The sequence below is a fragment of the Nocardioides islandensis genome, assembly GCF_015352455.1.
Classification (GTDB): domain Bacteria; phylum Actinomycetota; class Actinomycetes; order Propionibacteriales; family Nocardioidaceae; genus Nocardioides; species Nocardioides islandensis.
Window position 1 is genome coordinate 824,806 of the sequence record NZ_JADKPN010000001.1, and the last position, 25,383, is coordinate 850,188.

Below are 25,383 nucleotides of genomic sequence, written 5' to 3' on the forward strand. Positions count from 1 at the left end.
TGCGGACGCGAACCGTCCGGTGTGGTCCGTAGCCTCACCGCATGCCGCTCACCTTCGCCGGGACCCTCGACCGCGACGCCCTGGTCCGCGCCTCGCAGGCGCTGACGCCGCTGGTGTCGGACGCGCGCATCGCCGACGCCTGGGACGAGGAGTCAACGCTGCCGGGGTTCAGCGTCGGCGGCCTCGTGCGGCATCTGGTGAGCCAGCCGGAGTGCGCGGTGGAGTTCCTGGGGATCCAGCCCGTGCCGCCGCACGCCGAGACGGTGTCGCTGGTCGAGCTCTACCGGCGCACCGACTGGTTCGAGGCTCCCGTCGGCGCCGAGGAGAACACCTCGATCGCCGCGGACTTCAACGCGATGGCCGCGGGGCGTCAGGAGCACTCGCTCGCGGTCCTTGCGGAGTCCGTCGCCGCGCTGCCGGCGGCGGTCGCGGCAGCCGGGCCGACGACGTACGTGCCCTGGCAGGACTGCCTGCTGGCCACCGACGACTTCCTGGTGGTCCGGCTGATGGAGGTCGTCGTGCACGCGGACGACCTGGCGGCCGGCGTCGGGCTGCCGGCCCCGGCGTTCGACGACGAGGCGCTGCACCCGGTGCTGGCGCTGCTCGCCGCCCTGTCGGCCGGTCGGCACGGGCAGGACCGGGTCGTGCGGGCGCTGTCCCGCGCCGAGCGCGCGGAGTGGCCGGTCAGCGCGTTCGGGTAGGCGCCAGCAGGGCGCCGGCGTGCCCGGGCACCGTCAACGTGCCCTCGTCGAGGTCGACGCCCGACTCGGTCTCGAAGCGCAGCTCCAAGCCCTCGTGGACCTTCGTGGTCGCCGCGTCGGTCCCGAAGTTGACCACCACGACCACGTCGCCCCGGTGCAGGGTGAACAGCCTGGTGTCCTCGTCCACCTCGGCCCGGTTGTGCGCGAACGCCGGGTCGGTCAGCGCCGGCAGCTCGCGACGCAGCTCGGCCAGCCGGCGGTAGACGTCGAGGATCCGCGCGTGCCGACCCCCGGTCGGCTCCGACCAGTCGAGCTTGGAGCGCGCGAACGTCTCGGGGTCCTGCGGGTCCGGGACGACCTCGGGGTCCCACCCGAGCCGGGAGAACTCCGCGATGCGGCCCTGCGCCGTCGCCTCGGCCAGCTCCGGCTCCTCGTGCGAGGTGAAGAACTGGAACGGCGTCGACGCCGCCCACTCCTCGCCCTGGAACAGCATCGGCGTGAACGGCCCGGCCAGCATCAGCAGTGCCGCGCAGGCGAGCTGGTCGTCGTCCAGCGACTGCGTGATCCGGTCGCCCACCGCGCGGTTGCCGACCTGGTCGTGGTTCTGGCTGCTCACCACCAGCCGCCAGGACGGCATGGCCGACGTGTCGATGGGCACGCCGTGGGGGCGGCCGCGGTACGACGAGTACGTCCCGTCGTGGAAGAACCCCCGCTCGCACACCTTGGCCAGCGCCGACAGGGGCTCGAAGTCCGCCAGCCAGCCGGTGGTCTCGCCGGTCAGCGCGACGTGCACCGCGTGGTGGTAGTCGTCGCTCCACTGGGCGTCCAGGCCGTAGCCGCCCGCTTCGCGCGGCGTGACCAGCTTCGCGTCGTTGAGGTCGGACTCCGCGATCAGCGTCAGCGGCCGGCGCTGGTGCGCCGACAGGGCGGCGACCTCGATCGCCATCTCCTCGAGCAGGTGCAGCTCGGAGGAGTCCGCGAGCGCGTGCACGGCGTCGATCCGCAGACCGTCGACGTGGTAGTCGGCCAGCCACATCCGGACGTTGTCCAGGATGAACCGCCGCACCTCGGCCGAGCCATCGCCGTCGAGGTTGACCAGGTCGCCCCAGGTGTTGCGACCCGGCTTCAGGTACGGCCCGAACTCCGGGAGGTAGTTCCCCGACGGCCCGAGGTGGTTGTAGACCACGTCCTGGATGACGCCGAGGCCGGCCGCGTGACAGCCGTCCACGAACCGTTGGTAGGCCGGTGGGCCGCCGTACGGCTCATGGACCGCGTGCCACAGCACGCCGTCATAGCCCCAGTTGTGCACGCCGTTCACCGCGTTCACCGGCATCAGCTCGACGAGGTCGACGCCGATCGAGCGCAGGTGGTCGAGCCGGCCGAGGGCGGCGTCGAGGGTCCCCTCCGGGGTGAACGTCCCGACGTGCAGCTCGTAGACCACCGCTCCCGCGAGCTGCCGACCCGACCAGCGCTCGTCGGTCCAGGCGAACGACGAGGGGTCGTAGGTTCGCGAGCGCTGGTGGACGCCCGCCGGCTGACGCCGCGACCGCGGGTCGGGTCGGGGCGTGTCCGAGTCGTCGATCAGGTACCCGTAGTCGACCTCCTCCGAGATGTGGGGAACGGGTCCGACGGGGCTCCACCAGTCGTCAGCCCCGCGCGTCATCTCGAGGATGGCATCGCCCACCGACAGCCTCAGCCGCTGCGCGCGCGGCGCCCACACGTCGTACGGAGATCTGTGGATGACGCTCACGACTCCCTCACCAGCAGCGCGATGGGGAGGTCGCGCAGCACGTCGTCGACACGTGCCGTCACGACGCGGTCGGTCAGGACGTCGCGCCACGTACCGGCGAGGTCGAGCACGGTGTCGCCCCAGCCTCCGCGCGCCGCGAGCCCGATCGGCAGCCGCGTCACCACCGTCAGCGCGCCGCCCCGGTCGAACGCCAGCACGTGGCCCGCGGCAGGTCCGGAGGCGGGCACGGCGGCGTACGTCGTGAACAGGTCGGGCCGGTCGCGGCGCAGGCGGAGCGCGGCCGCCGTGAGCCGGAGCTTCGGGTGGGCGTCGTGGGCGAGGAGGGCCACGCGGTCGTCGTAGTCGACCGGCCGGCGGTTGTCGGGGTCGGCCAGGCCGTGGTCCCACAGCTCGGTGCCCTGGTAGACGTCCGGGACGCCCGGCACCGTGAGGGCCAGCAGCTTGGTGGCCAGGCCGTTGCTGCGCCCCGCCTCGTCGATCCGCGCCACCAGCCCGTCGAGCACCGCACGTACCTCGGCGTCGTCGAACGCCGCGTCGACGGCGGTGTGCACGGCGCGCTCGTACGCCGCATCGGGCTCGGTCCACGTCGTGTGGTCACCCGCCTCGCGCATCGCCTTCTCGGCGTACTGGTGGAGTCGTTCACGGGAGGCGGGCCACGACCCGACCACCGCCTGCCAGAGCAGCGATCCGAAGCCGGGGTCCGGCACGGGGGCCAGCGCGAGCAGGCGGTCGAGGGCGGCAGCCCAGACCTCAGGTACCTCGGCCAGCACGCTGATCCGGGCCCGGGTGTCCTCGCTGCGCTTCGTGTCGTGGGTGGTGGTCGTGGTCATCGCGTGCGGCCAGTCGCGCTGCCGCAGGGCCATCGCCGCGTGGAACTCGGCGGGCGCGACCGCGAAGACCGACGGGTCGCCGCCGACCTCGTTGAGCGACGTCAGCCGGGACCAGCGGTAGAACGCGCAGTCCTCCACGCCCTTGGCCATCACCATCCCGCTGGTCTGCTGGAAGCGCCGGGCCGCCGGGTGGTCCGGGTCCCGGAGCACCTCGGCCAGCGCGTCGATCGCTCGGGCCAGGTCGGGCCGGTGCTCACGCGCCGAGGTCAGCGCCGCGTCCAGGTGCTCGACGCCGCGGGGCAGGTACGAGCGGTACACCGGGAAGCAGGCCAGCACCTCGGCGACCGCGTCGGCAGAGGCGCCGGCCTCGCGCGCGATCCGTCGTACCTCGGCCAGCAGCGACGTGTCGGCCACCGCGCGCTTGGTGTCGTGCGTCAGGGTCGGCCAGTCCACGGACGGCCCCGGCATCCGGTGCTCGCCGGTCGGGTCGACGAGGACGCGGTCGATGAGGCCGAGCGCGTCGTACCCGGTGGTCCCCGCGGTCGCCCACGACGAGGGCAGAGCCTCCCCGGGCTCCAGGATCTTCTCGACCAGCACGTACGCACCGTTGGTCAGCTCGGAGAGGTCGGAGAGGTACGCCGCGGGGTCCAGCAGCCCGTCGGGGTGGTCGACACGAAGACCGTCGACGAGACCCTCGGCGAACCAGCGCCGGATCTCCTCGTGCGACGAGGCGAACACCGACGGCTCCTCGACACGGATCCCGGCCAGCGTGGTGATCGTGAAGAAGCGCCGGTAGTTCAGCTCGCTGTCCCCGCGACGCCACGAGACCAGCTCGTAGTGGTCGGCCGGGGTCGGGTACGCCACCGAGGGTGGCGAGCCGTCGTCGCCCAGCACCGGCACGAGCACCCGACCGTCGCACGCGTCCCAGTCCACGTCGAACGCCGAGGCGTACGCCGAGTCGCGGCCGTGTGCGAGCAGGTCCCACCACCAGGCGTTCTGGGACGGGTCGGCCACGCCCATGTGGTTGGGCACGATGTCGACGAGCACGCCCATGCCGAGCCGACGGGCCTCCGCCGACAGCGCGGCCAGACCGGCCGGACCGCCGCGCGACACGTCGACCCGCGACGGGTCGACGACGTCGTACCCGTGCGTGGAGCCGCTCGCGGCGTGCAGCAGCGGTGAGAGGTAGACCCAGTCGACGCCGAGCTCGTGGAGGTACGGCAGGACACGCGCCGCGGCGTGCAGGTCGAAGTCCGGGGTGACCTGCAGCCGGTAGGTGCTCCGAGGTGTGCGCATCACCTCAGGCGTCGGGCGCCTTGGTCGGACGGTCGCCGGCGCGCTGGTCGGCAGCAGGTGTCACCGTCGCCTGGGTGAGTGCGGCCACGGACGCCGCCACGGAGTGATCGGGCTCGGACTCGGGCTCGGCGTGCTCCTGGAGCACGACGACCGTGCGGGTCGCGATCTCGAACGTCGCGCCGGCCGCCAACGTGGTGGCTCGGTCGGACACGCCGCTGGTGTCGATCACGACGTCCCACGCCTTGGCGTACTCCTCCGGTGGGAGGGTCACCTGCGACTGCCCGTCGGCGTTGAAGTAGATGAGGAAGTGGTCGTCGGTGATGGTGCGACCGCGGGCGTCCAGTCCGGCGATGCCGTCGCCGTTGAGGTACATCCCGAGCGCCTGGGCGCCGCCGTTCCAGTCGGCCTGCTCCATCGGGTGGCCGTCGAGGTGCAGCCACACGATGTCGTTGAGGCGCTTGCCGTCGCCGGTGCGCACGGTGTTGCCGGTGAAGAAGCGCTTGCGGCGGAACGTCGGGTGCAGGTGCCGCAAACGGGCGATGGCGGCGGTGAACTCCACGAGCGGCTTGTCGATGGTGTCCCAGTGCATCCAGGCGATCTCGGAGTCCTGGGCGTAGGTGTTGTTGTTGCCGTCCTGGCTGCGGCCCATCTCGTCGCCGTGCAGGATCATCGGCACGCCCTGGCTCAGCAGGAGGGTGGCGAGGAAGTTGCGCTGGGCCTTGGCGCGTTCGGCCTGGATCTCCGGGTCGTCGGTCGGGCCCTCGACACCGTGGTTCCACGACCGGTTGTGGCTCTCGCCGTCGTTGTTGTCCTCGCCGTTGGCGTCGTTGTGCTTCTCGTTGTAGGACACCAGGTCGCGCAGGGTGAAGCCGTCGTGCGCGGTGACGAAGTTGATGCTGGCGACCGGACGGCGGCCGGAGTGCTCGTAGTAGTCCGCCGAGCCCGCGAGGCGGGACGCGAACTCGCCCAGCGACGGCTCGCCGCGCCAGAAGTCGCGCACGGTGTCGCGGTAGGCGCCGTTCCACTCGGTCCACTGCGGGGGGAAGTTGCCGACCTGGTACCCGCCCGGCCCGATGTCCCAGGGTTCAGCGATCAGCTTCACCTGGCTGACGACCGGGTCCTGCTGCACGAGCTCGAAGAACGACGAGAGCCGGTCGACGTCGTAGAACTCCCGCGCCAGCGTCGCCGCGAGGTCGAACCGGAACCCGTCGACGTGCATCTCGGTGACCCAGTAGCGCAGCGAGTCCATGATCAGCTGGAGCGAGTGGGGCTGGCGCACGTTCAGGGAGTTGCCGGTGCCGGTGTAGTCCATGTAGTAGCGGGCATCGTCCTCCATCAACCGGTAGTACGACGGGTTGTCGATGCCCTTGAAGCTCAGGGTGGGACCGAGGTGGTTGCCCTCCGCCGTGTGGTTGTAGACGACGTCCAGGATCACCTCGATGCCGGCCGCGTGCATGGAGCGCACCATCTGCTTGAACTCCTGCACCTGCTGGCCGATCTTGTCCTCGGCGTCGGCGGCGCTGGAGTACTCCTGGTGCGGGGCGAAGAAGCCGAGGGTGTTGTAGCCCCAGTAGTTGCGGAGCCCCTTCTCCTGCAGCGTGCTGTCGTGCACGAACTGGTGCACGGGCATCAGCTCGATGGCAGTGACGCCGAGCTTGGTGAGGTGGTTGGTGATGGCCGGGTGCGCGAGGCCGGCGTACGTCCCGCGCAGGTTCTCGGGGATGTCCGGGTGCAGCTCGGTGAGCCCCTTCACGTGGGCCTCGTAGATGAGGCTCTCGTTGTAGGGGATGTTGAGGCGGCGGTCGCCCTCCCAGTCGAAGAACGGGTTGATGACCACGCCGTGCAACATGTGGGAGGCGGAGTCCGCGTCGTTGCGCGAGTCCGGGTCGCCGAAGTCGTAGGTGTACAGGGACGGGTCCCACTCGATCGAGCCGGCCGTCGCCTTGGCGTACGGGTCCAGGAGCAGCTTGTTCGGGTTGAAGCGGAGGCCCTGCTCGGGCTCGTACGGTCCGTGCACGCGGTAGCCGTAGCGCTGTCCGGGCTGGACGGTCGGCAGGTAGCAGTGCCAGACGAAGCCGTCGACCTCGGTCACGTCGATGCGGGTCTCGGTGACATCGGGGCCGCCCGCTCCTTCGAACAGGCACAGCTCGACGCGCTCGGCGTGCTCGCTGAACAGCGCGAAGTTCGTGCCGCTGCCGTCGAAGGTGGCGCCCAGGGGGTACGCCGATCCCGGCCAGCTCTCCACGTGGTCGCCCACTTTCCTCAAGGTGTTTGGATCGATCCAAGCACACGCCGGAACCCAGTCCTTCATCCGCAGGGGCGACCCTACGCGCGAGTAGGGGAGGCTGGCCTTCGTTGCGGATGCCCAAGCGGGCTTGGAAGATCGGGGTGTGACCAGCGACTCGGCCGAGGTGCCCGCCCTCCACGACGACGAGCCGCACGAGGGCGGGGTCGCCAGCCGGCTGAACTGGCTGCGCGCCGGGGTGCTCGGCGCCAACGACGGCATCGTCTCCACGGCCGGCATCGTGGTCGGGGTCGCGGGGGCGACGTCCGACACGCACACGATCCTGATCGCCGGCATCGCCGGGCTGTGCGCCGGAGCGTTGAGCATGGCCGCGGGCGAGTACGTGTCGGTCTCCACCCAGCGCGACACCGAGCAGGCGCTGCTGGCCAAGGAGCGGCGGGAGCTGGCCGAGGAGCCGGAGGAGGAGCTCGCCGAGCTGGCCTTCCTCTACGAGCAGAAGGGGCTCAGCGCCGACCTGGCGATGCGGGTCGCCGAGGAGCTCACCGAGCACGACGCGCTCGCGGCGCACGCCGAGGTGGAGCTGGGGATCGACCCGGACAACCTCACCAACCCGTGGCACGCCGCGTGGGCGTCGATGATCGCGTTCACGGTGGGCGCACTGCTCCCGCTGCTGACGATCGGCCTGGCCAGCGCGTCGACGCGGCTGTGGGTGACGGTCGCCTCGGTGGCCGTGGCGCTCGCGCTCACGGGGTACGTCAGCGCGCGCATGGGAGACGCCGATGCGCGCCGAGCGGTGCTGCGCAACGTCGGCGGCGGCCTGCTCGCCATGCTGGTCACCTACCTCATCGGTCAGGCCGTCGGCACCCAGGTGGGCTAGCGGGCGGCCCGGTTCGGCTCGGGGCGAGCCACCGACCCCCTTCGGGGGTTACCGTTCGCCCAGCACTGCATCTTTCGGGGGACTGATGAAGAGAATCTTGGGATCGCGAGACCTGCAGATCGTCGTCCTCGTCGCGACCTTTCTCGTGCTCGTCGTCCTGGTGCTGGGCGGGCTGAGCACGGCGAACGAGCCCTCGACGGCGGTCCCGGACCCAGCGCTTGCCCCGCACGCCGTCGCGGCGTGTACCGACGCGGACGCTGTCGATCGACCGACCCGCGTTGCCGACGAGATCGTCGCCGACGAGCACGACGCGGATCGGTACGACGTCGCCCGGATGATCTACGAAGCGGTGCTGGCCGAGTCCCCGGGTAACGCATGCGCCGGTCGTGGACTGGCCGTCCTGGACGACCTGGAGGCGTCGGCAGAGAAGCCCTCGTCCGCACCGGGAAGCTGGCCCGAGCAGATCGAGACGGCTTGGAAGTCGTTCACCAAGCACTACGTGAGCCCGGCCGCCACGCCGTTGGCCGCCGCCGGTGGGGTGCTTGCGCTGCTGCTCGTCGTGTCGCGGCTCCTCACCGGCACCGTCGTCGGTCCGGACGTGAAGGACCCGGGCGAGAGGTCGAGACGTGCGAGCTGGTGGATCGGCGGCGCCTACCTGGTGCTCTCGGCGGTCGCCGTGACGGTGGTGTTCGGCCTGCTGGTCGACCTGGTGTCCGTGCAGTACAGGGATGTCGTCGTTGTCGGGTGGGTAGTCCTGTGGGGTGCGGTGGCGGCGTTCGGGGTCTGGATCGTCGCGGGGGCGCGCGGCACGGCTCTGGCGGTGCAGGTCGAGGTGGTGGACGCGAGCGGATCGGTTGACACCACCCAGACCAAGCGCCTGATCGCAGCGTTGACCCAGCTGGGCTCGACGCAGCCGCGAGGGCTCACCTCGACCGGGGCCAGCGACCTCACCAAGCTGCCGGAGGATGCCCTCACCGAGGTGCCCACCGGTGGCGTGGCGAAGGCTGTCTTCGCCCTGCTCCGCCTCGTCCGTCCCCTTCCTCCGTGGCGCTTGACGGTGGCCGTGCGGGAGGGGTCGGCCGGGACTGTGACCATGACCCGCAATGGTCGCGCCGTGGACGACGCGGTCCTGGTGGTGCCCGAGATCGTGTTCGCGTCGGAGAAGGAGAAGAAGTCCGACGACGACGAGCAACCAGCGACCGGGGTTGCGCCGGGGGATCGGCTGGCACTCGCGGCGGCATCGCACGCTCTGGTCGTCCTGAGCAAGCGCCACCGGACCCTGAGGCCGGGCCTCGCCGGGGCTACCCGTTGGCGCGCGCTGGCCATGCTGACCATGGCGCTCGCGACGGGACAGGCCAGCGATCGGAGGGAGCTGCTGAGGCAGGCGGTGGCGGCCGGTCCCAGGTACGCCCTCGCGCGGCTGGCGCAGGTGATCGACGAGGAGACCAAGACCCGCGAGCAGTGGCTCGCCAGTGCCAAGGATCTCGAACGGCTCCACACGGAGTTCGGGCTGCTCGGACCTGAGGGGTACGAAGCGTTCCGCGTCCGGCTCTACTACAACCTCGCGGTGGCTTGGTTCAACGTCAGCAGGTTCGACACCGACGAGCTGCAGACAGCCCTGCACTGGGAGAAGAGTCGAGCGGCCGAGGAATCCTTGCGGCGAGCCGTTGCGCACATCGACCAGGGAGACGACGCGAAGCTGCAGGCTTTCGTCGACGGCATTCGTCCCCTGGTCCAGTTCGTCACCGCCGACGTCGGCGCCCATCGACCCGGCTCCCCCCTCGGAGTTGCCCGGATTCGAGCGGACTATCCGTTGCCGACGGCGCACTCCGCGCAGGAGCTCTACGCCGAGGCATGCCTCTACGGCGGCCTCGACGACCTGACGGGCATCGACGTCGCCTTGACCTCGTTGGCTGCGGCGGTCGAGGCAGACCCGACGCTCAAGGAGACCGCGCGCGAGGATGCATCCTTCCGGTACTTCCGCGGGTCGGGGTTGGACGTCGAGCGACGCAGGAAGTTCAAGTCCCTGGTGGGCGACGAGGCTCCGAAGGACTACCTCGAGCTGCCCCTCTTCGAGCCCCACGCCCAGGAGCTCAAGAAGCTGGGCTTCACCGACATCCGGGACATCTTGAATGCCACGCCGGTCGAGCTCGTCGCCGCGACGGGGGTCCATCGGACGGTCGCGGCCGGCTGGGTGCGGGTCGCTCGTCTGGGGAAGAGCGCGCCGTGGAAGACGACCGAAGGCGACGATCTCGCCTGGCTCGCACTGTTCCTGGACGCGGAGGTCGACAGTCCGGAGGCCTTCTTCGAGCGGAGATCGGACCCGGCCGCGTTTCTGGCAAAGCTTCAGGAGGGGGCCGCCTCGACGAAGCTCGTCGTGGTGCAGGACGAGACGGTCGACAAGTGGTGGACCCGGTGAACCTCTCAAGCCAGGTCGGCCACCAGCGCCTGGTGGTCGGACAGTGGTAGCGCCACCGGGCCGCCGGTCGCCTGGCCGAGTCCGCGCGCCAGGAGGTGGTCGATCTGCCGGGTGGGTGAGTCGGCCGGGAACGTCGACCCGGTGACCAGCGGAGCCAGGCGGGTCAGACGTTCGGCCCGCCTGCGGCGCATGTTGAGGTCGCCGATGAGAGCGAGCGGGCGGTCGTCGCCGGGCAGCTCACCGACCAGGCGACGCAGCTGTCGTCGGTTGGAGACCGGCAGGAACGACAGGTGCGTGGTCACCACCGTCATCGGGCCGCCCGGTGCGTCGACGTCCGCGACGATCGCCACCCGTGGCTCGTCGCGCTCGAGGGAGGGAAGCCGGTGGCCCGGCCACCGGTACGGCACGGGCACCGGCGCGGGCGGCAGCCGTACCGTGCGCCAGCCGGTCACCGGGTAGCGGCTGAGGAACGCGTTGCCGTACGCCGGCCCGCTCACCGCTCGGGTCCCGTCGGCCGGCTGCCAGCCGCCCGGCACCCCGGTCAGCGCGGCCACGAACCGCCCGGCGACCGCGCCCATGGCCTCGGCCGCGATGCCGGTCAGGTCGTGCCCGCCCGACCGCGGCTGCCCGAGGTCGACCTCCTGGAGGCCGAGCAGGTCGGCGTCCAGCGACCGGACCGCCTCGGCGAACCGGTCCGGGTCGGCGACCTCCTCACCGATGCGCCGGCCGCTGTAGATGTTCCAGGTCGCGATCCGCACGGGACCACTCTGCCCGGCCCGTACAGTCGCGGCCGTGCGGATGTTCGTGGCCGTCCGGCCGCCCGAGGACGCGCTGGACCACCTCGACGACTTCCTCGAGCCCCGACGCGGCTCCGCGGACTTCCGCTGGTCGCCGCGCGACCAGCTGCACGTGACCCTCGCGTTCCTGGCCGAGGTGCCCGAGCGGTCGAGGGACGACCTCGAGGAGCGATTGGAGCGCGCGGCCAAGCGGCGTACGAGGTTCCACACCGCGATCGCCGGCGGTGGTGCGTTCCCGAACGTCGGTCGCGCCCGGGTGATCTGGGCCGGTCTCGACCTCGACCCCGAAGCCAGGTCGGAGATGAGCCGCCTGGCCACCGGGGCGCGGGCGGCCGCGAGCAAGGCCGGCGTGGCGGTCGACGGGGCGCGGTTCAAGCCGCACGTCACGGTGGCCCGGCTGAAGCACCCGCAAGATGCGTCGTCGTGGGTGCGGCTGATGGACGGGTACCGCGGACCCTCGTGGGACGTGGCCGAGGTCGAGCTCGTCGCGTCGTACCTCGGCCAGGGCCCGCACAACCGGCCGCGGCACGAGCTGGTGGCGTCGTTCCCGCTGGGCGCCTGACCTCGGTGCACCGGTGCGCCCACTAGGGTCGCATCCGTGAAGATCGCAGTCGCCGCTGAGACACGCGACGGCGAGTCCCGGGTGGCGATGGTGCCCGAGCTCGTCGGGAAGCTGACCGGGCTGGGGTACGACGTCGCCGTCGAGCCCGGCGCCGGCCTGCACGCGCTGCTCTCCGACGACGAGTACGTCGCCGCGGGTGCCGTCATCGACGCCGACGCGATCGCCGACGCCGACGTCGTGGTGTCCGTGCAGCCGCTGTCGATGGACCGGATCCGCCGGCTGCGGCGTGGCGCGGCCACCGTCTCGTTCCTGCCGACGACCACGGAGCAGGACACGGTGCGCGACCTGCGCGACTGCGGGATCACGGCGTTCGCGATGGAGCTGGTGCCCCGCATCTCGCGGGCGCAGTCGATGGACGCGCTGTCCTCGCAGGCGCTGGTCGCGGGTTACCGCTGCGCGATCGTCGCCGCCGGGATGCTGCGCCGCTTCTTTCCCCTGAACATGACGGCCGCGGGCACGGTCCAGCCGGCCGAGGTCGTCGTCCTCGGTGCCGGTGTCGCCGGACTGCAGGCGATCGCGACGGCCAAGCGGCTGGGTGCGGTGGTCCGGGCCTACGACGTGCGCGCGGCCGCGGCGGAGGAGATCCGGTCGATGGGCGCGAAGTCGATCGACCTGGACCTGGAGACGCTGGAGGGCTCGGGCGGGTACGCGCGGGAGATGACCCAGGACCGGGCCGCCCGCCAGCGCGAGCTGTTGGCGCCGTACATCGCGAACGCCGACGCGCTGATCACCACCGCCGCGGTGCCCGGGCGGCAGGCGCCGCTGCTGGTGACCGCAGAGATGGTCGAGCAGATGTCGCCGGGGTCGGTGGTCGTGGACCTCGCGGCCGAGACCGGCGGCAACGTCGAGGGCTCGGTGCCCGGCGAGGTCGTGCGGATCGGCAACGCGCAGGTGTGGGGCGGCAAGAACGTGCCGTCGCAGATGCCCGGGCCGGCGTCGCGGCTGTACGCCCAGAACGTCGTGAACATCCTGACGCTGATGACAGCGCCGACCGTCGAAGGGGTCGAGAGCGGCACGTTCGCTCCCGACTTCGACGACGAGATCGTGACCGGATCCTGCGTCACCCACGACGGAGAGATCCGGCACGAGCCCACGCGTGCAGCTCTGGAAGGCCCAGCAGAAGGAGGACAGTCCTGATGGACGAGGGAGTCGTCTGGCTGACGATCTTCATCCTCAGCGTGTTCGTCGGCATCGAGGTGATCTCCAAGGTCTCCTCGACGCTGCACACCCCGCTGATGTCCGGCGCGAACGCCATCCACGGCGTCATCCTGCTCGGCGCGATCATCGTCACCGGGTCGACCGACAACGGGCTGGCCCTGACCATCGGGCTGGTCGCGATCGTGCTCGCGGCGGTGAACATGGTCGGTGGCTTCCTGGTCACCGACCGGATGCTGCAGATGTTCGTGCGCAAGAAGCCCGCGAAGGCACCCGCGCCGTCGGAGGGCGGCCGGTGAGCATTCCCGTCTGGGCCCAGCTGGCGTACCTCGGCGCGGCCGTCTGCTTCATCCTCGCGCTGAAGGGGCTCTCCGGCCCGAAGACCGCGCGCAACGGCAACATCATCGGCGCGATCGCAGCCGTGGTCGCCTGCGCGATCCCGTTCTTCTACCTCGACCTCGACCACGTCCCGTTGATCCTGGTGGCGGTCGCGATCGGCACGGCCGGTGGCGTCTACGGCGCCCGCACCGTGCAGATGACCCAGATGCCGCAGATGGTGGCGCTGTTCAACGGCGTCGGTGGTGGCGCGGCGGCCCTGGTCGCCCTGCTGGAGCTGCACGAGATCGTCTCGGTCTCCGCCGACCCCTCTGCTGACCCAGGCTGGTTCGTCCTGCTGGCGACCGCGTTCACGATCCTGGTGGGCTCGGTCTCGTTCGCCGGGTCGATCATCACCTTCGCCAAGCTCCAGGAGCTGATGACCTCGCGGCCGGTGGTGTTCCCCGGCCTGCCGGTCGTGTTCGGCCTGGCGCTGATCGGGTCGCTCGCCCTCGGCGGTCTGCTGATCGGCGACACCACGATGCTCGTGGGTGTCGTGCTGGCGCTGCTCGGCCTGCTGATCGGTGTCCTGCTCGTGCTGCCGGTCGGCGGCGCCGACGTACCCATCGTCATCTCGCTGCTCAACGCCTTCACCGGTCTGACCGTCGCGGCCGGCGGGTACGTGCTGTCGAACACCCTGCTCCTCGTGGCCGGCACGCTCGTCGGCGCCTCGGGTACGTTCCTCACCCTGCTGATGGCCGGCGCGATGGGCCGCTCGGTGGCCAACATCATGTTCGGCGCGCTCAAGGGCGGCTCGACGCTCGGCGCGGGCGAGGCCTCCGACCGTCCGGTCAAGAGCGCCGGCGCGCAGGACATCGCGATCCTGCTCGGGTACGCCGAGCGGGTCATCATCGTGCCCGGGTACGGGCTCGCGGTCGCGCAGGCCCAGCACACCCTGCGCGAGCTGGTCGACGTGCTCAGCGAGCGGGGGATCGAGGTCGACTACGCGATCCACCCCGTCGCCGGCCGGATGCCCGGCCACATGAACGTGCTGCTCGCCGAGGCCCAGGTGCCGTACGAGCAGCTCAAGGAGATGGACGACATCAACGGCGACTTCAAGAACGCCGACGTCGTCCTGGTCGTCGGCGCCAACGACGTCGTCAACCCCGCCGCCAAGACGACCCCCGGCGCCCCGATCTACGGGATGCCGATCCTCAACGCCGACGAGGCCAAGCAGGTCATCTTCATGAAGCGCTCCATGCGTCCCGGTTTCGCCGGCATCGAGAACGAGCTCCTCTTCGAGCCCACCACCACGCTCTTCTTCGGCGACGCCAAGGAGTCGCTGGGCAAGCTGCTGAACGCGGTCAAGGCGCTGTAGGTCGCGCAGGGGGAAGGTCGGGATACCCGCCCGAGCGGGTATCCCTGACGTTCGGCGTCGTTGCAACGACGCCAAAGCGGCAGGAACGACGCCAGAGTCCGGCTGAATCCGGTGTGCCGACGGCCATGACCTTGTACCTCGGCCCTCGTTGAACCCTGCATGAGCGACCCGCACGACGACCGCATGGGCCGCCAGGACGGCCACCACTACGACGCGCCGGAGTCCAAGGAGGAGCGCAACGGCAAGTCCTGGGCGTACCTCGTCCTGGGCACCCTTGTCCTGCTCCTGCTGATCCTCATCGCGACGGGGACGGTGCAGATCTTCCCGACCTGATCCCGGCGCCCGGCTAGGTTCGACGGCGTGCTCGTCGACGACGTACGCCGCCTGCTCCTGGGTACCTTCGTGCGCCCGCCCGAGGAGACGGGCGGGGCGCCGAGGGTCGAGGCGGTCTACGCGTACGCCGTGCCGCACCCGTCCGGGCTGGTGCTGCTCGACACGGGCATCGGCGCAGCGGACGAGGAGACCGAGGCCTGGTACCGCCCCCGGCGCATCCCGTTGGACGAGGCCCTGGGCCGGCACGGCTGGACCCTCGACGACGTCCACCTCGTCGTGAACTGCCACCTGCACTTCGACCACTGCGGCGGCAACCCGCTGCTGCCTGGCCGGAGGGTCGTCACGCAGCGCACCGAGCTGGCCACGGCACGAGCGGGCGGCTACACCTTCGAGCCGCTCGTCGAGGGAGCGACGTACGAGGAACTGGACGGCGAGGCCGAGGTGCTCCCCGGCGTGCACGTCATCCCGACGCCCGGCCACACCGAGGGCCACCAGTCCGTGGCCGTGGTCTGCGATGACGGCAGCATCGTGCTGGCCGGCCAGTCGCACGACCAGGCGTCTCAGTTCAGCGCCGACGTGCTCGCGGCAGATGCCACCCGGCGCGGCCACGAGCAGCCCCTCCCGGCGTACCCCGCCTGGCTCGACCGGTTGCGCGCGTTCGACCCGCGGCGCGTGGTGTTCGCCCACGACGCCGCGGTGTGGGTCCCGGAGGACTAACCCGCCAGCCCGTACAGCCGGTCGCCGGCGTCCCCGAGCCCGGGCACGATGTACCCCTTGTCGTTGAGCTTCTCGTCCATCGCCGCGGTGACCACGGTGACCGGGACGTCCAGCCCGGCCAGGTCCCTCTCGAGCCGCTCGCAGCCCTCCAGCGCGGCCAGCAGGCAGATCGCGGTGATGTCGTCGGCGCCCCGGTCGGTGAGGAACCGGATCGCCGCCGCCAGCGTGCCGCCGGTCGCCAGCATCGGGTCGAGCACGTAGCACTGGCGTCCGGACAGGTCGTCGGGCAGCCGCTCGGCGTACGTCGAGGCCTGGAGCGTCTCCTCGTTGCGCATCATCCCGAGGAACCCGACCTCGGCCGTCGGCAGCAACCGCATCATCCCGTCGAGCATGCCCAGACCGGCGCGCAGGATCGGCACGACGAGGGGCTGGGGGTCGGTGAGCCGCACGCCGGACGTCGGGCCCACCGGCGTGACGATGTCGACCGGCCCGACGCGCACGTCGCGGGTGGCCTCGTAGGCCAGCAGCGTGACCAGCTGGTCGACCAGGCGGCGGAACGTCGGGGAGTCCGTGTTCTCGTCGCGGAGGTTGGTCAGCTTGTGGGAGACCAGCGGGTGGTCGACGACGTGGACGCGCATGGCATGCACCCTAGTGGGCCTCCGCGGCGCGTCGCCGCCCAGCGCAAAGGGGCTTGGTTCGCCCGACCTCGCATGCCACCCTGGACGCGTGTCCGACCGGACAGACGGCATCGACTTCGCCCTCGCGGCCTACCGCGAGGGAGACGCGTGGCAGCTCCAGGAGCTCGTCCACGACGTCCTCGTCGACGTGGACAGCCTGGCCCACGCCCTGCGGCGGTTCCCCGGGGACGGCGGCGCCGTCGGCCTGATCGGCGTGGACGAGGACTTCTTCCTGATCGTCCGCGTCGCCGGCACCACCACGCGTCTGCTGCTCTCCGACGTCACCGCGGCCGACGAGTGGGAGCTCGCCGCCTCCGCGGTCGAGTCGCTCGGCCTGCCGGCTTTCGAGGAGGACGACGAGCAGGTCCCCGCCGGCGACCTGGATCTCCTGGCCGACCTCGGCATGAACGCGACCGAGATGGGCGAGCTCCTCGACGAGGAGGTGGACCTCTACCCCGACGAGGTCCTGTCGGACGTCGCCCGCGCGCTCGGGTTCGGGGAGCTGTTCGACGAGGCCGTCGGCTTGGCGTCTGCGTGAGACCGGCGTACGACGCCCTCATGCAGGCCGCCCTGACCGAGGCGCGGTTCGCCCTGTCGACCGGCGACGTACCCGTCGGCGCCCTGGTCGTGGACGAGGCCGGCGAGGTGATCGGCCGAGGCCGCAACGTCCGGGAGCGCGACCACGACCCGACAGGTCACGCCGAGGTCGTCGCGCTCCGGCAGGCCGCCGCCGCCCGTGGCTCCTGGCGCCTCGACGGCTGCACGCTCGTGGTGACCCTCGAGCCGTGCACGATGTGCGCCGGGGCGATCGTGCTGGCGCGGGTGTCGCGGCTGGTGTTCGGCGCGTACGACGAGAAGGCCGGCGCCGTCGGCAGCCTGTGGGACGTCGTCCGGGACAGGCGCCTCAACCACCGCCCCGAGGTGCTCGCGGGCGTGCTCGCGAACGAGGCAACGGCGCTGCTCGACGAGTTCTTCGCCGAGCAGCGCCGTTGAACTCTCGCTGTCGTCAGGCCTTCCGCACCGCGCCACGCAGCGGGACCGCGTACGCCGTGAGGCAGACGGCGCAGACAGCGGCGCTCCACACCGCGCCCTGGCTGACGAACAGCGCGACCAGCGGCACGACCACCGCCGGAAGCGTCCACCAGCGCACCAGCCGCGCGCGCATCAGCGCGACCACGGAGAGCGGCACGCCGATGACGAACCCGGCCATCGAGGCGATCCCGAAGCCCATGACACCCCACATGGTGTCCTCCATGTAGGTCTCCACGGCGTGGGTGCCGGCGTAGCCGAACTCGTGACCGATCGCCGAGGCGTACCAGTCGGTGATGAGCATCCCCGGCAGCGTGACCATGCCGGCGAAGGCCAGCAGGGCCGCGACGTTGGCGAGCCAGGCGCCCTTGCCCTTGACGAGCGCGGCACCGAGGAAGGCCGGCAGCATCCAGAAGGCGTAGGCCCAGTGGTAGCCCGTGGACTTCCACTGCAGCGGGGTCGGGTTCTCGATGTAGGTCTTGACCATCTCGGCGCCGTTGTGGCCGGCGGCCGGGTCGCCCAGGGCACCCATGAAGCCGAAGCCGGCGGCCAGGATCGGGGCGGCGATGATGAGGCCACGGCGTACGGCGACGGCGCGCGAGGTCGTGGTGGCCTCCGGCGCAGAGGTGGCCGAGGTGGAGGACTCGGTGGCGGTGATGGCGGTCATGGTTGCGGTCTCCCTGTGAAGTGGTGTCGTCGTTGACAGGGATGACTCTCCGGCCGGCGGCCCTCGGCGCGGATCGGTCGCGCGACGGGTTCTGGACTCGGTCCTACGACTGATCTTCGCCGGGCGTCACGACGCCGTTCTCGTAGGCGAAGATCACCGCCTGCACGCGGTCGCGCAGGTGCAGCTTGGTGAGCACGTTGCTGACGTGGGTCTTGGTCGTGCCCTCGGAGACGAAGAGCCGCTGGCCGATGTCCTGGTTCGAGAGCCCGCGTGCGAGCAGGCCGAGGACCTCGAGCTCTCGAGGGGTCAGCTGACCGAGTCGGGCGTCGACCGGCTTGGTCGACGTGTCGCCGCGTCGTACGAACGCGTCGATCACGCGCCGCGTCACGCCGGGCGCGAGGAGCGAGTCACCAGCGGCCACCACGCGGATCGCGGCGGCGAGCTCCTCTGCCGGCGCGTCCTTGAGCAGGAACCCGCTGGCGCCGGCGCGCAGCGCCTCGAAGACGTACTCGTCCAGGTCGAACGTCGTCAGCACCAGCACGCTCGTGCCGATGCCGGCCTCCATCAGCTGCCGGGTGGCGGCGAGCCCGTCGAGGACCGGCATCCGGATGTCCATGAGCGTGACGTCGGGCCGCAGACGGGTGACGACCTCGATCGCCTCCTCGCCGTTGGCGGCCTCGCCGACGACCTCGAGGTCGGGCTCGGACTCCAGCAGCGACCGGAAGCCGGCGCGGACCATGCCCTGGTCGTCGCAGATGACGAGGCTGGTCATTCCTGGCCTTTCAGGGGGAGGGTGGCCGACAGGCGCGTGCCGCCGCCGGGGTTGGGCTCGAGCCGCACGGTGCCGCCGTACAGCGCGACTCGCTCGCGGATGCCGACCAGGCCGTGACCGGCGTTCGGCGTTTCGTCAGGTACGCCGCGGCCGTCGTCGACAACCTCGACGTCGAGCGTCGACGGGCCCCAGCGCAGGGTGACGGTCGCGTGCCGGGCGCCGGAGTGGCGCAGCGCGTTGGTGAGGCCCTCCTGGGCGATGCGGTACGCCGCCAGGTCCAGGCCCGGGCTGAGCTCGACCGGCTCGCCCTCGACGTGCAGCTCGGCCGTCATGTCCCCGGCGCCGGCCTGGTCGACGAGCCGCCGGAGCTCGCCGAGCCCGGGCTGCGGGGCCAGGCTGGCGGACTCGCCGTCGGTGCGCAGCACCCCGAACAGCCGGCGCATCTCGGCCAGCGCCTCCCGCGCGGTCTGCTCGACGGCCGCGAGGTCCGCGATCTCCCGCTCGTGGTCGGGGCCGAGCCTCCGGCGTACCGCCTGGGTCTGGATCGTCACCACGCTGATCGAGTGGGAGACCACGTCGTGCAGCTCACGGGCGATGCGCGTGCGCTCCTCGGCCGCGATCCGGGCGGCCTCGACCTCGAGTCGCTCGGCGCGCTCGATGGCCTCGGTGGCACGCACGGTCCGGTCGCGGGTCAGCACGCCGACGGCCCAGGGGCCGGCGAAGAAGACCATCGCGGCGGCTGCATCGCTGAACTCGAAGTCGTCCCGGATCGAGACGGCCAGGAAGGGCACGATGACGAGCGCGAGGCCGGCGTACGACTGCGGTGGCCGCGTCTCGTACCCGACCGTGAAGCACACCAGCACCAGGGACAGCAGCGTGGTGAACTGCCCCTCAGGGTTGGTCGCCACGTTGACCGCGACCACCAGCGCGGCCACGCCGAGCGGGGCACGCCGCCGCCATGCCAGCGACGCCATCGCGATGCACGCGAGCGTCGAGCTCCACCACGGCTGGTCGGCCGGCCCGAACAGTGCCTCGCCGGCCGTGAGCGCCACGAACACCGCCGCGATGCAGGCGTCCAGCAACGGTGGCCGGAGGTCGCGCAGACGGGTCACGGACGAGAACGCTAGGCGACGCAGGGGTGCGGTACATCGGTCGCGCGACCGATTACGTTCGTGGCGTGGAGGACCTGCCGTACGTCGACACCCACGACGTCCTCGTCCCCGCCCCGCGCGACCGGGTCTGGTCCGCGCTGGAGTCATCCCTCGCGGGAGTGGTCGGGGGCCGAGGCTCCCTGCTCACCAAGGTGCTGGGCACCTCGCCGCCCTCGGGCTTCGGGGTCGCCTCGCGTGTCGAGGGGGAGCGTCTCGAGCTGGCCGGACGTCACCGGTTCTCGCGGTACCGGTTGGTGTTCGACCTCACCCCGGCGCCCTCGGGAGGGACGCGGCTGAGCGCCACGACGCACGCCGTGTTCCCCGGTCCGCAAGGCGCGGCGTACCGCTTCGTCGTCATCGGCCTCGGCCCGCACGTCCTCGCGACCCGCCGGATGCTGGCCTCCGTGGCCCGGCGTGCGGTCGGCTCGTCCTGATTTCGGGGGCCTCCTGACCCTCCGGTAGCCTCTCCGGCGGTGGCGTGTCCGAGCGGCCTAAGGAGAACGCCTCGAAAGCGTTTGTGGGCGCAAGTCCACCGCGGGTTCAAATCCCGCCGCCACCGCCACTCTTCTTCTCCGGAACGTCATCCGCCCGGGTCGCCCGGACGACCACGTCGGATGACGTCCCGGGCGGCGGCCAGGAAGGCGCGGACGGCGTCGGGGTCGAGGGGGGCGTCGGGGTCGGCGCCGGTCTGGCGGGCGAGGGCGGCCTCGACGAGTGGGCGGTCGGTGTCGGCGACGCGGCCGCGCGCCCAGTGTCCGCCGTCCACCTTGGAGACCAGCGAGCCGTCCACGGCGAAGCGGAGGGCGCGGCAGGCGTTGAGCACGGCGTACTCGGTGGGGTTGTGCTCGGCGGCCCAGTCCATCTCGCCGGCGAGCTGGGCGAGCACCAGCGCGCGCGGCACGGGGGCGAAGCCCGGGAGGCCGAGGGAGTGGCAGACCGCGAAGTGCAGGACGAGGTCGAGGTCGCCGGGATGGCCGTGGCCGTCGACGTCCTTCTCGTCGCCGGGCGCGGTCGTCACGTGCAGCTCGAACGCCGCCCGTGGGACCGGGTGCGCCGCCACCGAGTCGAGCACCACGCTGAGCTCGAGGCCGACGGCCGGGCAGGGAATCGCGCGCCAGGCCGACGCGAGAGCGTCCTGCTCCGGGGCCGTCAGCGGCCGGGTCACGACCACGAGCACGTCGATGTCGCTGCGTTCCGGGCGCCACCCGCCGAGCACGAGTGAGCCGTGCGGGTGCACACCGACCAGGTCGCCGCCCAGGACGTCAGTCGCGACCGAGGTCAGGGCCGCGAGGTACGCCGAGGGGTCCACGTGCGGCAAGGTACGCCGCCGCGAGGCCGAGGCTGGCCATCGCCATCAGCAGCCAGGTGACCAGGGGGCCCGTCGACGCGAGCAGCTGGGTGCCCAGCACCGGCGCGAGGATCGCGGCGAAGCCCCAGCTGGTCCCGTACACGGCCAGATACGCGCCGCTGCCGCCCTCGGGCGCGATCGCCGCGACGAGCGTGTAGGCCCGGCCCATCAGGAGCAGGTCGCCGATGCTCCAGACCACGGTGGAGGCGACGTACGCCGGGATGCTGGTCGCCAGGCCCGTGCCGGCCAGCCCGATCCCGAGGACGACGAAGGCGACGGCCATCGCCACCGGGTCGTCCAGCCGGCGCAGCGCTCGGGCGGCCGCAAGCGGCTGGGCGATCACGACGGTCACGGCGGAGGCGGTCAGCAGCAGCCCGATCACCGAGGGCGGCAGGCCCCGACCCGTCACGGTGAGCGGGAGGGTGATGGTGACCTGGAGGTACAGGGTCGCCAGCAGCGTGCCCAGCCCGAGCAGCAGCAGCAGCCGCCGGTCCCGCCAGGGTCGCGCCGGGCCTGCGACGGATGCCGACGACGGACGAGCGACCGGGAGCCACCGGGCGATGACGGCGGCACACAGCAGGCAGCTGACCGCGTCGGCCACGAACAGCCAGCGGAGGTCGAACCCGGCCAACAGCGCGGCCAGCAGCCCCGCTCCCATCCCCGCGGCGGACAGTGCGGCGAACAGCAGGCCGAAGGCGATCGGACGGTCCTCCGGCGCGGTCGCGTCCGCGACCAGGGACTGGCTCGGCGGCTCGTAGACCTCGAACGCCAGTCCCAGCAGGACCACGGCGACCGCGGCCTGCGGCAGCGTCCGGGAGCCCGCCACGAGGAGCTGCGCCGCGGCGGTCGCACACAGCCCGACCACGATGGTGGCGCGCGGTCCCCAGCGGTCCGACAACCGCCCGCCCGCGAGCCGCGACGGGATGGTGGCGAGACCAAACGCCGCCATCAGGTATCCCGCCTGGGCGACGGACGCACCCTGCTCGGCGACCAGGGTCACGGTGAGGAAGGGCAGGGTGAACGCGCCGAGCCGGTTGACCGCTCGGGCGCCGACCAGCAGCCACACAGACCCGGGCAGCTCACGCCAGGACGTCACTGTCGTTCGCGGTATTGTCAGTGACATCTCTCCAACCTAGATGAAGGTCGGTAACTGGTCAAATGACGTTCGACAGTCACGTGTTCAACCTCGTCGACGTCGCCTCACGCCTGGTCAACGAGCTCACGCCGGGACTCCGGGGTGGGCAGGACGTGCATGTCCCAGTCGGCGCCGCACGAGCCGAGGCCGTGGCCCGTGCACTCGGCGGCAACGGCCGGCGTACTCCCGAGGTGACCGCCCGTCAGGCGACCGCCCTGACCGCGCACGCCGTCCAGATGCGCAAGGTGTTCGAGGCGACCGAGGCCGACGACCTCGTCGAGGCAGCGCGGGTCCTGAACAAGCTGCTGTTGCGCACCGGTGCGCGGCCTCGGCTCGACCCGCTGGCCACGGGTGGCTACCACGTGCACTTCCACGGCAGCACCGACGGCCTGGCCACCGGCTGGGGCGCCGGCTGCGCCACCGGCCTCGCGCTCGCGATCGGCACCGACCTCGCGGGGCGGCTCGGCATCTGCGCGGCCGATCGCTGCGACCGGGTGTACGTCGACACCTCCAAGAACGGCACCCGCCGCTTCTGCTCGACGACCTGCCAGAACCGCACCAAGACCGCGGCGTTCCGGCAGCGCCGGGGTCAGGCGAGCAGCTGACCCAGACCGAGCAAGGGCAGCGTCCGCGCCATGGCTCGGCCCATGCCCACGGCCGCCACGTCGTCGAGGAGCTCGTCGCGCCCGGGACCGTCGGTGAAGCAGTGCACGACGAGCGCATCGTCCGTGCCGGGGAGCAGCGTGCCGCCGTCGTGGCGTACGCCGTCGACGGACCCTGACTTGTGCGCGAACGGCGCCCCGTCGACGAGCGGCCGCGCCAGCGAGTCGCGGTGCCACTGCTGCTCGAGCATCGCCCGGGCCACCGCGTGCTCCGGCGCCGAGACCATCCGGCTGATCGCGTCGGCGTGCTCGATGGGCACCACGACGCTGAGGCCGGCGCGGGACGGCAACGACGCAGACGAGTCCCACTCCTCGCACCGCGGGTCGCTGTGCCGGCCGGTGACCCATCGCCGCATCCGCGAGGCGAGGCCGCGACCAGCAAGAGCGTCGTTCACCACCACGAGCCCGCCGAGAGTGTCCACGACCGCGTTGGTGGCGGTGTTGTCGGAGAGCGCGGTCATCAGCTGGGCCACCGCGTGCAGCGGCAGCGTCACCGGGAGCGGCCAGGTCTTGAGGACGCCGTCACCCGCGGCCGCGTGCTCGGGCGTCACCGTCACCGGCAGGTCCCACGACAGCGACGATGACGCGAGCTCGAGCAGGAACGTCTTGATCGTCGACGCGCCGCTGTAGGCCAGGCCGCCTCGGACGTCCACGTCGAGGTCGCGCCATCGGAGCACCAGCGACCACGCTTCGACCCCGGCCAGCTCCTCGTCCCAGATGGCGATGACGTCGTCGGCGAGGGCCATGAGTGGCACGCTACCGACACGACGTCGCCCCGCGGTCCTGGTACCGGCCGGTCAGCTCGCGCCGCTGATCCCCGTCTCCGGCGGTCCGTCGACGTGCCGGTACCGCAGCAGGATCGAGCCGCCGGGGAACGCCCGCGGCGGCTCGGCCAGCTCGTACCGGCTCGGCATCGTGCCCGCGGGCCAGAGCTTCTTGCCCTCGCCGACCACCACCGGGCACACCCACAGGTTGACCTGGTCGACCAGTCCTTCGCGGAACAGCGTCTGGCACAGGTCCGCACTGCCCCAGACGTGCGTCTCGCGGTGCCGCTCGCGGATCGCCCCCACGTCGGCCGCCGCGTCCCGGACCTGCGTGCTGCCCTCCCACGACAGCTCCGGCGTCCCTCGCGACGCGACGTACTTGGGCTGGTTGTTGAACACGTCCCCGATCGGGTCCCGCTGGAACGGCCAGTACCCGCGCCAGATGTCGTACGTCGTCCGCCCCAGCAGCAGGGCGTCCGAACGCTGGATGTCGGCGACGACCAGCGCTCCCGACTCGTCGTCGCCGTACGGCGCCTCCCACCCGGCGTACCCGAAGCCCGCGTCCTGCTCGCTCGGACCCCCGTTGGCCTGGATCACGCCGTCGAGCGTGATGTTCATCTGGACGTGCAGCTCACCCATGCTCCCCTCCGGTGGAACCCGTCTCTGCCTCTTCCCTACCGGGATGACCGATCTCGATGCTAGGTCGAAGCACGTCGCCTGCCGGGATCCGTCGGGTCGTGCCGAGGTGTGTGCGCGTGCCGTGACCGGGGGAGGATCAGCTGCGTTGGGCGAGTGGTCGAGGGGGCTCGGGTGGGTGGCCGGTCAGGCTCTCGATGAGCTCGGCCGCGATGGTGCTGACCTTGCGGTTGCTGGTCTGCGAGCTGTGCCGCAGGATCTCGAAGGCCTCGTGAGCGCTGATCTTGCGGGTGACCATCAAGATCCCCAGGGCCTGGTCGATCAGAGCCCGGGTCGCGAGTGCCTCACCAAGCTGGTCGTCGAGAACGGTGTGGCTCGCGTGGCGGAGAAGGATCGTCAGGGCGGTGGCGGCCTGGGCGGTGAAGGCTTCGGCCCGCGTGATGTCGTGGTCGGTGAAGGCGTGGGGGGTAGCGGCGAACAGGTTGAGCGCACCCCACGTCTTGCCGTCGAGGATGAGCGGCACCGAGCAGACGCTGTGGATGCCGTTGGCGACGGCGTGGCCGGCGTAGTCCCCCCAGCGGGTCTCGGTCTCCATGTCCCGCACCTCGACGCGGATTCCCTCGTGGATCGCTGCCAGGCAGGGGCCGCGGCCGCGCATGTACTGCACCTCGTCCATGCGCATCGCGACCTCGTCACTGCTGACCACAGTGGCGATCTGGCCGTCGCGGCGCAGGGTGATCCCGCAGTGGGTACCGGGCACGATCGCTGCCGCCAGGGCACTGAGCTCTTGGAGGAAGGCGGTGACATCGGGGCCGTCGAGGACGAGGTTCTGCAGCTCGGCGAAGGCCGCAGCCAGCTCGATCGGTTCCTGGGGCTCTGGCGTCGTGAAGGCGCTCGGCGTCGTATCCACTGGTCGGGTTCCCGCCTGCGTCCACGGTCCGGGACACGCTGGTGAGCGCCGAAGGCGATGTCACGGGGTCTGGGCGACACACTCGGAACCCTCAGTGGCTCCAGCCTACGTCGCCGTCGAGCCGCCGGATGTCGCCTCGGCTCTACTCATCCGGCTGCGCCTTTGTTAGCCTCGATATCGGGTGTGGATAGGCGCCC

Annotated in this window: 26 protein-coding genes and 1 tRNA gene; 14 read left to right on the top strand and 13 right to left on the bottom strand. The window is 71.6% G+C overall.

The genetic code is table 11. The features are described from left to right. Window positions 1-41 precede the first annotated feature (41 nt). Entirely contained in the window at window positions 42-701 is a 660-nt protein-coding gene (locus tag ISU07_RS03995; protein WP_194705411.1) for a maleylpyruvate isomerase N-terminal domain-containing protein, read from the top strand. Here the strand turns inward: ISU07_RS03995 and treZ are convergent. From treZ to glgX, 3 genes are read right to left on the bottom strand one after another with little or no spacing between them, the layout of a single operon-like run. Then, window positions 685-2,451, bottom strand: coding sequence for a malto-oligosyltrehalose trehalohydrolase (treZ, locus tag ISU07_RS04000; protein WP_323742419.1), 1,767 nt, complete (start codon window positions 2,449-2,451; stop codon window positions 685-687). The two genes, ISU07_RS03995 and treZ, sit on opposite strands and share 17 nt — an antisense overlap. After that, window positions 2,448-4,577, bottom strand: coding sequence for a malto-oligosyltrehalose synthase (gene treY / locus ISU07_RS04005; RefSeq protein ID WP_194705412.1), 2,130 nt, complete (start codon window positions 4,575-4,577; stop codon window positions 2,448-2,450). The genes treZ and treY overlap by 4 nt, the downstream gene beginning before the upstream one ends. A gap of 4 nt (window positions 4,578-4,581) precedes the next feature. Continuing rightward, on the bottom strand, window positions 4,582-6,822 hold the full coding sequence (gene glgX / locus ISU07_RS04010; protein WP_194705741.1) for a glycogen debranching protein GlgX: 2,241 nt from the start codon (window positions 6,820-6,822) through the stop codon (window positions 4,582-4,584). A gap of 145 nt (window positions 6,823-6,967) precedes the next feature. Between glgX and ISU07_RS04015 the strand changes: the two genes are divergently transcribed. Both ISU07_RS04015 and ISU07_RS04020 read left to right on the top strand, forming a co-directional pair. Further along, entirely contained in the window at window positions 6,968-7,699 is a 732-nt protein-coding gene (locus ISU07_RS04015; RefSeq protein WP_194705413.1) for a VIT1/CCC1 transporter family protein, read from the top strand. Further along, entirely contained in the window at window positions 7,602-10,118 is a 2,517-nt protein-coding gene (locus ISU07_RS04020) for a hypothetical protein (RefSeq protein WP_194705414.1), read from the top strand. The genes ISU07_RS04015 and ISU07_RS04020 overlap by 98 nt, the downstream gene beginning before the upstream one ends. A 5-nt stretch (window positions 10,119-10,123) precedes the next feature. Here ISU07_RS04020 and ISU07_RS04025 read toward each other — a convergent pair whose 3' ends face one another. Continuing rightward, window positions 10,124-10,876 (bottom strand): endonuclease/exonuclease/phosphatase family protein, encoded by a 753-nt coding sequence (locus ISU07_RS04025; RefSeq protein WP_194705415.1) that lies wholly within the window; start codon window positions 10,874-10,876, stop codon window positions 10,124-10,126. Between the two features lie 40 nt (window positions 10,877-10,916). Here ISU07_RS04025 and thpR point away from each other — a divergent pair, with 40 nt between their 5' ends. From thpR to ISU07_RS04055, 6 genes are all read left to right on the top strand, one after another. After that, window positions 10,917-11,477 (top strand): RNA 2',3'-cyclic phosphodiesterase, encoded by a 561-nt coding sequence (thpR, locus tag ISU07_RS04030; RefSeq protein ID WP_228521306.1) that lies wholly within the window; start codon window positions 10,917-10,919, stop codon window positions 11,475-11,477. A gap of 36 nt (window positions 11,478-11,513) precedes the next feature. Beyond that, window positions 11,514-12,674: an NAD(P) transhydrogenase subunit alpha gene (locus ISU07_RS04035; RefSeq protein WP_194705417.1), complete on the top strand. Its 1,161-nt coding sequence runs from the start codon at window positions 11,514-11,516 to the stop codon at window positions 12,672-12,674. Further along, window positions 12,674-12,991 carry an NAD(P) transhydrogenase subunit alpha gene (locus tag ISU07_RS04040; RefSeq protein WP_194705418.1) on the top strand — a complete coding sequence of 106 codons (318 nt, stop codon included), beginning with the start codon at window positions 12,674-12,676 and terminating at the stop codon, window positions 12,989-12,991. The genes ISU07_RS04035 and ISU07_RS04040 overlap by 1 nt, the downstream gene beginning before the upstream one ends. Continuing rightward, window positions 12,988-14,385 carry an NAD(P)(+) transhydrogenase (Re/Si-specific) subunit beta gene (locus ISU07_RS04045; protein ID WP_194705419.1) on the top strand — a complete coding sequence of 466 codons (1,398 nt, stop codon included), beginning with the start codon at window positions 12,988-12,990 and terminating at the stop codon, window positions 14,383-14,385. The genes ISU07_RS04040 and ISU07_RS04045 overlap by 4 nt, the downstream gene beginning before the upstream one ends. 159 nt (window positions 14,386-14,544) lie before the next feature. Then, a complete protein-coding gene (locus ISU07_RS04050) occupies window positions 14,545-14,718 on the top strand; it encodes a hypothetical protein (protein ID WP_194705420.1) in 174 nt (57 codons plus the stop codon). A 27-nt stretch (window positions 14,719-14,745) separates the two neighbouring features. Then, window positions 14,746-15,435 carry an MBL fold metallo-hydrolase gene (locus ISU07_RS04055; protein WP_194705421.1) on the top strand — a complete coding sequence of 230 codons (690 nt, stop codon included), beginning with the start codon at window positions 14,746-14,748 and terminating at the stop codon, window positions 15,433-15,435. Here ISU07_RS04055 and upp read toward each other — a convergent pair. Further along, on the bottom strand, window positions 15,432-16,073 hold the full coding sequence (gene upp, locus ISU07_RS04060; protein ID WP_194705422.1) for a uracil phosphoribosyltransferase: 642 nt from the start codon (window positions 16,071-16,073) through the stop codon (window positions 15,432-15,434). The two genes, ISU07_RS04055 and upp, sit on opposite strands and share 4 nt — an antisense overlap. 88 nt (window positions 16,074-16,161) lie before the next feature. Between upp and ISU07_RS04065 the strand changes: the two genes are divergently transcribed. Together ISU07_RS04065 and tadA are read left to right on the top strand one after the other, a co-directional pair. Further along, window positions 16,162-16,650: a tRNA adenosine deaminase-associated protein gene (locus tag ISU07_RS04065; RefSeq protein WP_194705423.1), complete on the top strand. Its 489-nt coding sequence runs from the start codon at window positions 16,162-16,164 to the stop codon at window positions 16,648-16,650. A 20-nt stretch (window positions 16,651-16,670) separates the two neighbouring features. Next, complete coding sequence (gene tadA / locus ISU07_RS04070) at window positions 16,671-17,105, top strand: tRNA adenosine(34) deaminase TadA (protein WP_194705742.1); 435 nt, start codon at window positions 16,671-16,673, stop codon at window positions 17,103-17,105. 13 nt (window positions 17,106-17,118) lie between these two features. On the opposite strand, the gene ISU07_RS04075 is transcribed toward tadA, so the two are convergent. From ISU07_RS04075 to ISU07_RS04085, 3 genes are all read right to left on the bottom strand, one after another. Then, window positions 17,119-17,808: a hypothetical protein gene (locus ISU07_RS04075; protein WP_194705424.1), complete on the bottom strand. Its 690-nt coding sequence runs from the start codon at window positions 17,806-17,808 to the stop codon at window positions 17,119-17,121. 103 nt (window positions 17,809-17,911) lie between these two features. After that, complete coding sequence (locus ISU07_RS04080) at window positions 17,912-18,580, bottom strand: response regulator (protein WP_194705425.1); 669 nt, start codon at window positions 18,578-18,580, stop codon at window positions 17,912-17,914. Further along, the gene (locus tag ISU07_RS04085; protein WP_194705426.1) at window positions 18,577-19,692 is read right to left on the bottom strand and encodes a sensor histidine kinase; all 1,116 of its coding nucleotides are present in this window, start codon (window positions 19,690-19,692) and stop codon (window positions 18,577-18,579) included. Before ISU07_RS04085 ends, ISU07_RS04080 begins: the two co-directional genes overlap by 4 nt. Window positions 19,693-19,757: 65 nt before the next feature. On the opposite strand from ISU07_RS04085, the gene ISU07_RS04090 reads away from it, so the two are divergent. Then, entirely contained in the window at window positions 19,758-20,165 is a 408-nt protein-coding gene (locus ISU07_RS04090; RefSeq protein WP_194705427.1) for a hypothetical protein, read from the top strand. Between the two features lie 38 nt (window positions 20,166-20,203). Next, window positions 20,204-20,293, top strand: a tRNA-Ser gene (locus ISU07_RS04095). A gap of 18 nt (window positions 20,294-20,311) precedes the next feature. Here the strand turns inward: ISU07_RS04095 and ISU07_RS04100 are convergent. Continuing rightward, entirely contained in the window at window positions 20,312-21,040 is a 729-nt protein-coding gene (locus ISU07_RS04100) for an aminoglycoside adenylyltransferase domain-containing protein (RefSeq protein WP_194705428.1), read from the bottom strand. Continuing rightward, on the bottom strand, window positions 20,994-22,175 hold the full coding sequence (locus ISU07_RS04105) for an MFS transporter (RefSeq protein ID WP_323742420.1): 1,182 nt from the start codon (window positions 22,173-22,175) through the stop codon (window positions 20,994-20,996). Before ISU07_RS04105 ends, ISU07_RS04100 begins: the two co-directional genes overlap by 47 nt. 62 nt (window positions 22,176-22,237) lie before the next feature. On the opposite strand from ISU07_RS04105, the gene ISU07_RS04110 reads away from it, so the two are divergent. Next, window positions 22,238-22,819: a CGNR zinc finger domain-containing protein gene (locus ISU07_RS04110; protein ID WP_194705430.1), complete on the top strand. Its 582-nt coding sequence runs from the start codon at window positions 22,238-22,240 to the stop codon at window positions 22,817-22,819. Here the strand turns inward: ISU07_RS04110 and ISU07_RS04115 are convergent. The 3 genes from ISU07_RS04115 to ISU07_RS04125 form a co-directional block, all read right to left on the bottom strand. Then, window positions 22,804-23,622 (bottom strand): serine hydrolase, encoded by an 819-nt coding sequence (locus tag ISU07_RS04115; RefSeq protein ID WP_194705431.1) that lies wholly within the window; start codon window positions 23,620-23,622, stop codon window positions 22,804-22,806. The genes ISU07_RS04110 and ISU07_RS04115 overlap by 16 nt on opposite strands. A 51-nt stretch (window positions 23,623-23,673) precedes the next feature. Then, complete coding sequence (locus ISU07_RS04120) at window positions 23,674-24,279, bottom strand: dihydrofolate reductase family protein (protein ID WP_194705432.1); 606 nt, start codon at window positions 24,277-24,279, stop codon at window positions 23,674-23,676. Window positions 24,280-24,415: 136 nt separating this feature from the next. After that, window positions 24,416-25,186: a GAF and ANTAR domain-containing protein gene (locus ISU07_RS04125; protein WP_194705433.1), complete on the bottom strand. Its 771-nt coding sequence runs from the start codon at window positions 25,184-25,186 to the stop codon at window positions 24,416-24,418. Between the last annotated feature and the right edge of the window lie 197 nt (window positions 25,187-25,383).

Excerpts from the sequence above, each read along its gene's own strand:
- ISU07_RS04120 (WP_194705432.1), bottom strand. The coding sequence starts at position 24,279 with ATGGGTGAGCTGCACGTCCAGATGAACATCACGCTCGACGGCGTGATC.
- ISU07_RS04020 (WP_194705414.1), top strand. The coding sequence starts at position 7,602 with ATGCGCGCCGAGCGGTGCTGCGCAACGTCGGCGGCGGCCTGCTCGCCA.
- ISU07_RS04110 (WP_194705430.1), top strand. The coding sequence starts at position 22,238 with ATGACGTTCGACAGTCACGTGTTCAACCTCGTCGACGTCGCCTCACGC.
- tadA (WP_194705742.1), top strand. The coding sequence starts at position 16,671 with ATGCAGGCCGCCCTGACCGAGGCGCGGTTCGCCCTGTCGACCGGCGAC.
- ISU07_RS04050 (WP_194705420.1), top strand. The coding sequence starts at position 14,545 with ATGAGCGACCCGCACGACGACCGCATGGGCCGCCAGGACGGCCACCAC.
- ISU07_RS04075 (WP_194705424.1), bottom strand. The coding sequence starts at position 17,808 with ATGACCGCCATCACCGCCACCGAGTCCTCCACCTCGGCCACCTCTGCG.
- ISU07_RS04115 (WP_194705431.1), bottom strand. The coding sequence starts at position 23,622 with ATGGCCCTCGCCGACGACGTCATCGCCATCTGGGACGAGGAGCTGGCC.
- ISU07_RS03995 (WP_194705411.1), top strand. The coding sequence starts at position 42 with ATGCCGCTCACCTTCGCCGGGACCCTCGACCGCGACGCCCTGGTCCGC.
- treY (WP_194705412.1), bottom strand. The coding sequence starts at position 4,577 with ATGCGCACACCTCGGAGCACCTACCGGCTGCAGGTCACCCCGGACTTC.
- ISU07_RS04080 (WP_194705425.1), bottom strand. The coding sequence starts at position 18,580 with ATGACCAGCCTCGTCATCTGCGACGACCAGGGCATGGTCCGCGCCGGC.
- thpR (WP_228521306.1), top strand. The coding sequence starts at position 10,917 with ATGTTCGTGGCCGTCCGGCCGCCCGAGGACGCGCTGGACCACCTCGAC.
- upp (WP_194705422.1), bottom strand. The coding sequence starts at position 16,073 with ATGCGCGTCCACGTCGTCGACCACCCGCTGGTCTCCCACAAGCTGACC.
- ISU07_RS04040 (WP_194705418.1), top strand. The coding sequence starts at position 12,674 with ATGGACGAGGGAGTCGTCTGGCTGACGATCTTCATCCTCAGCGTGTTC.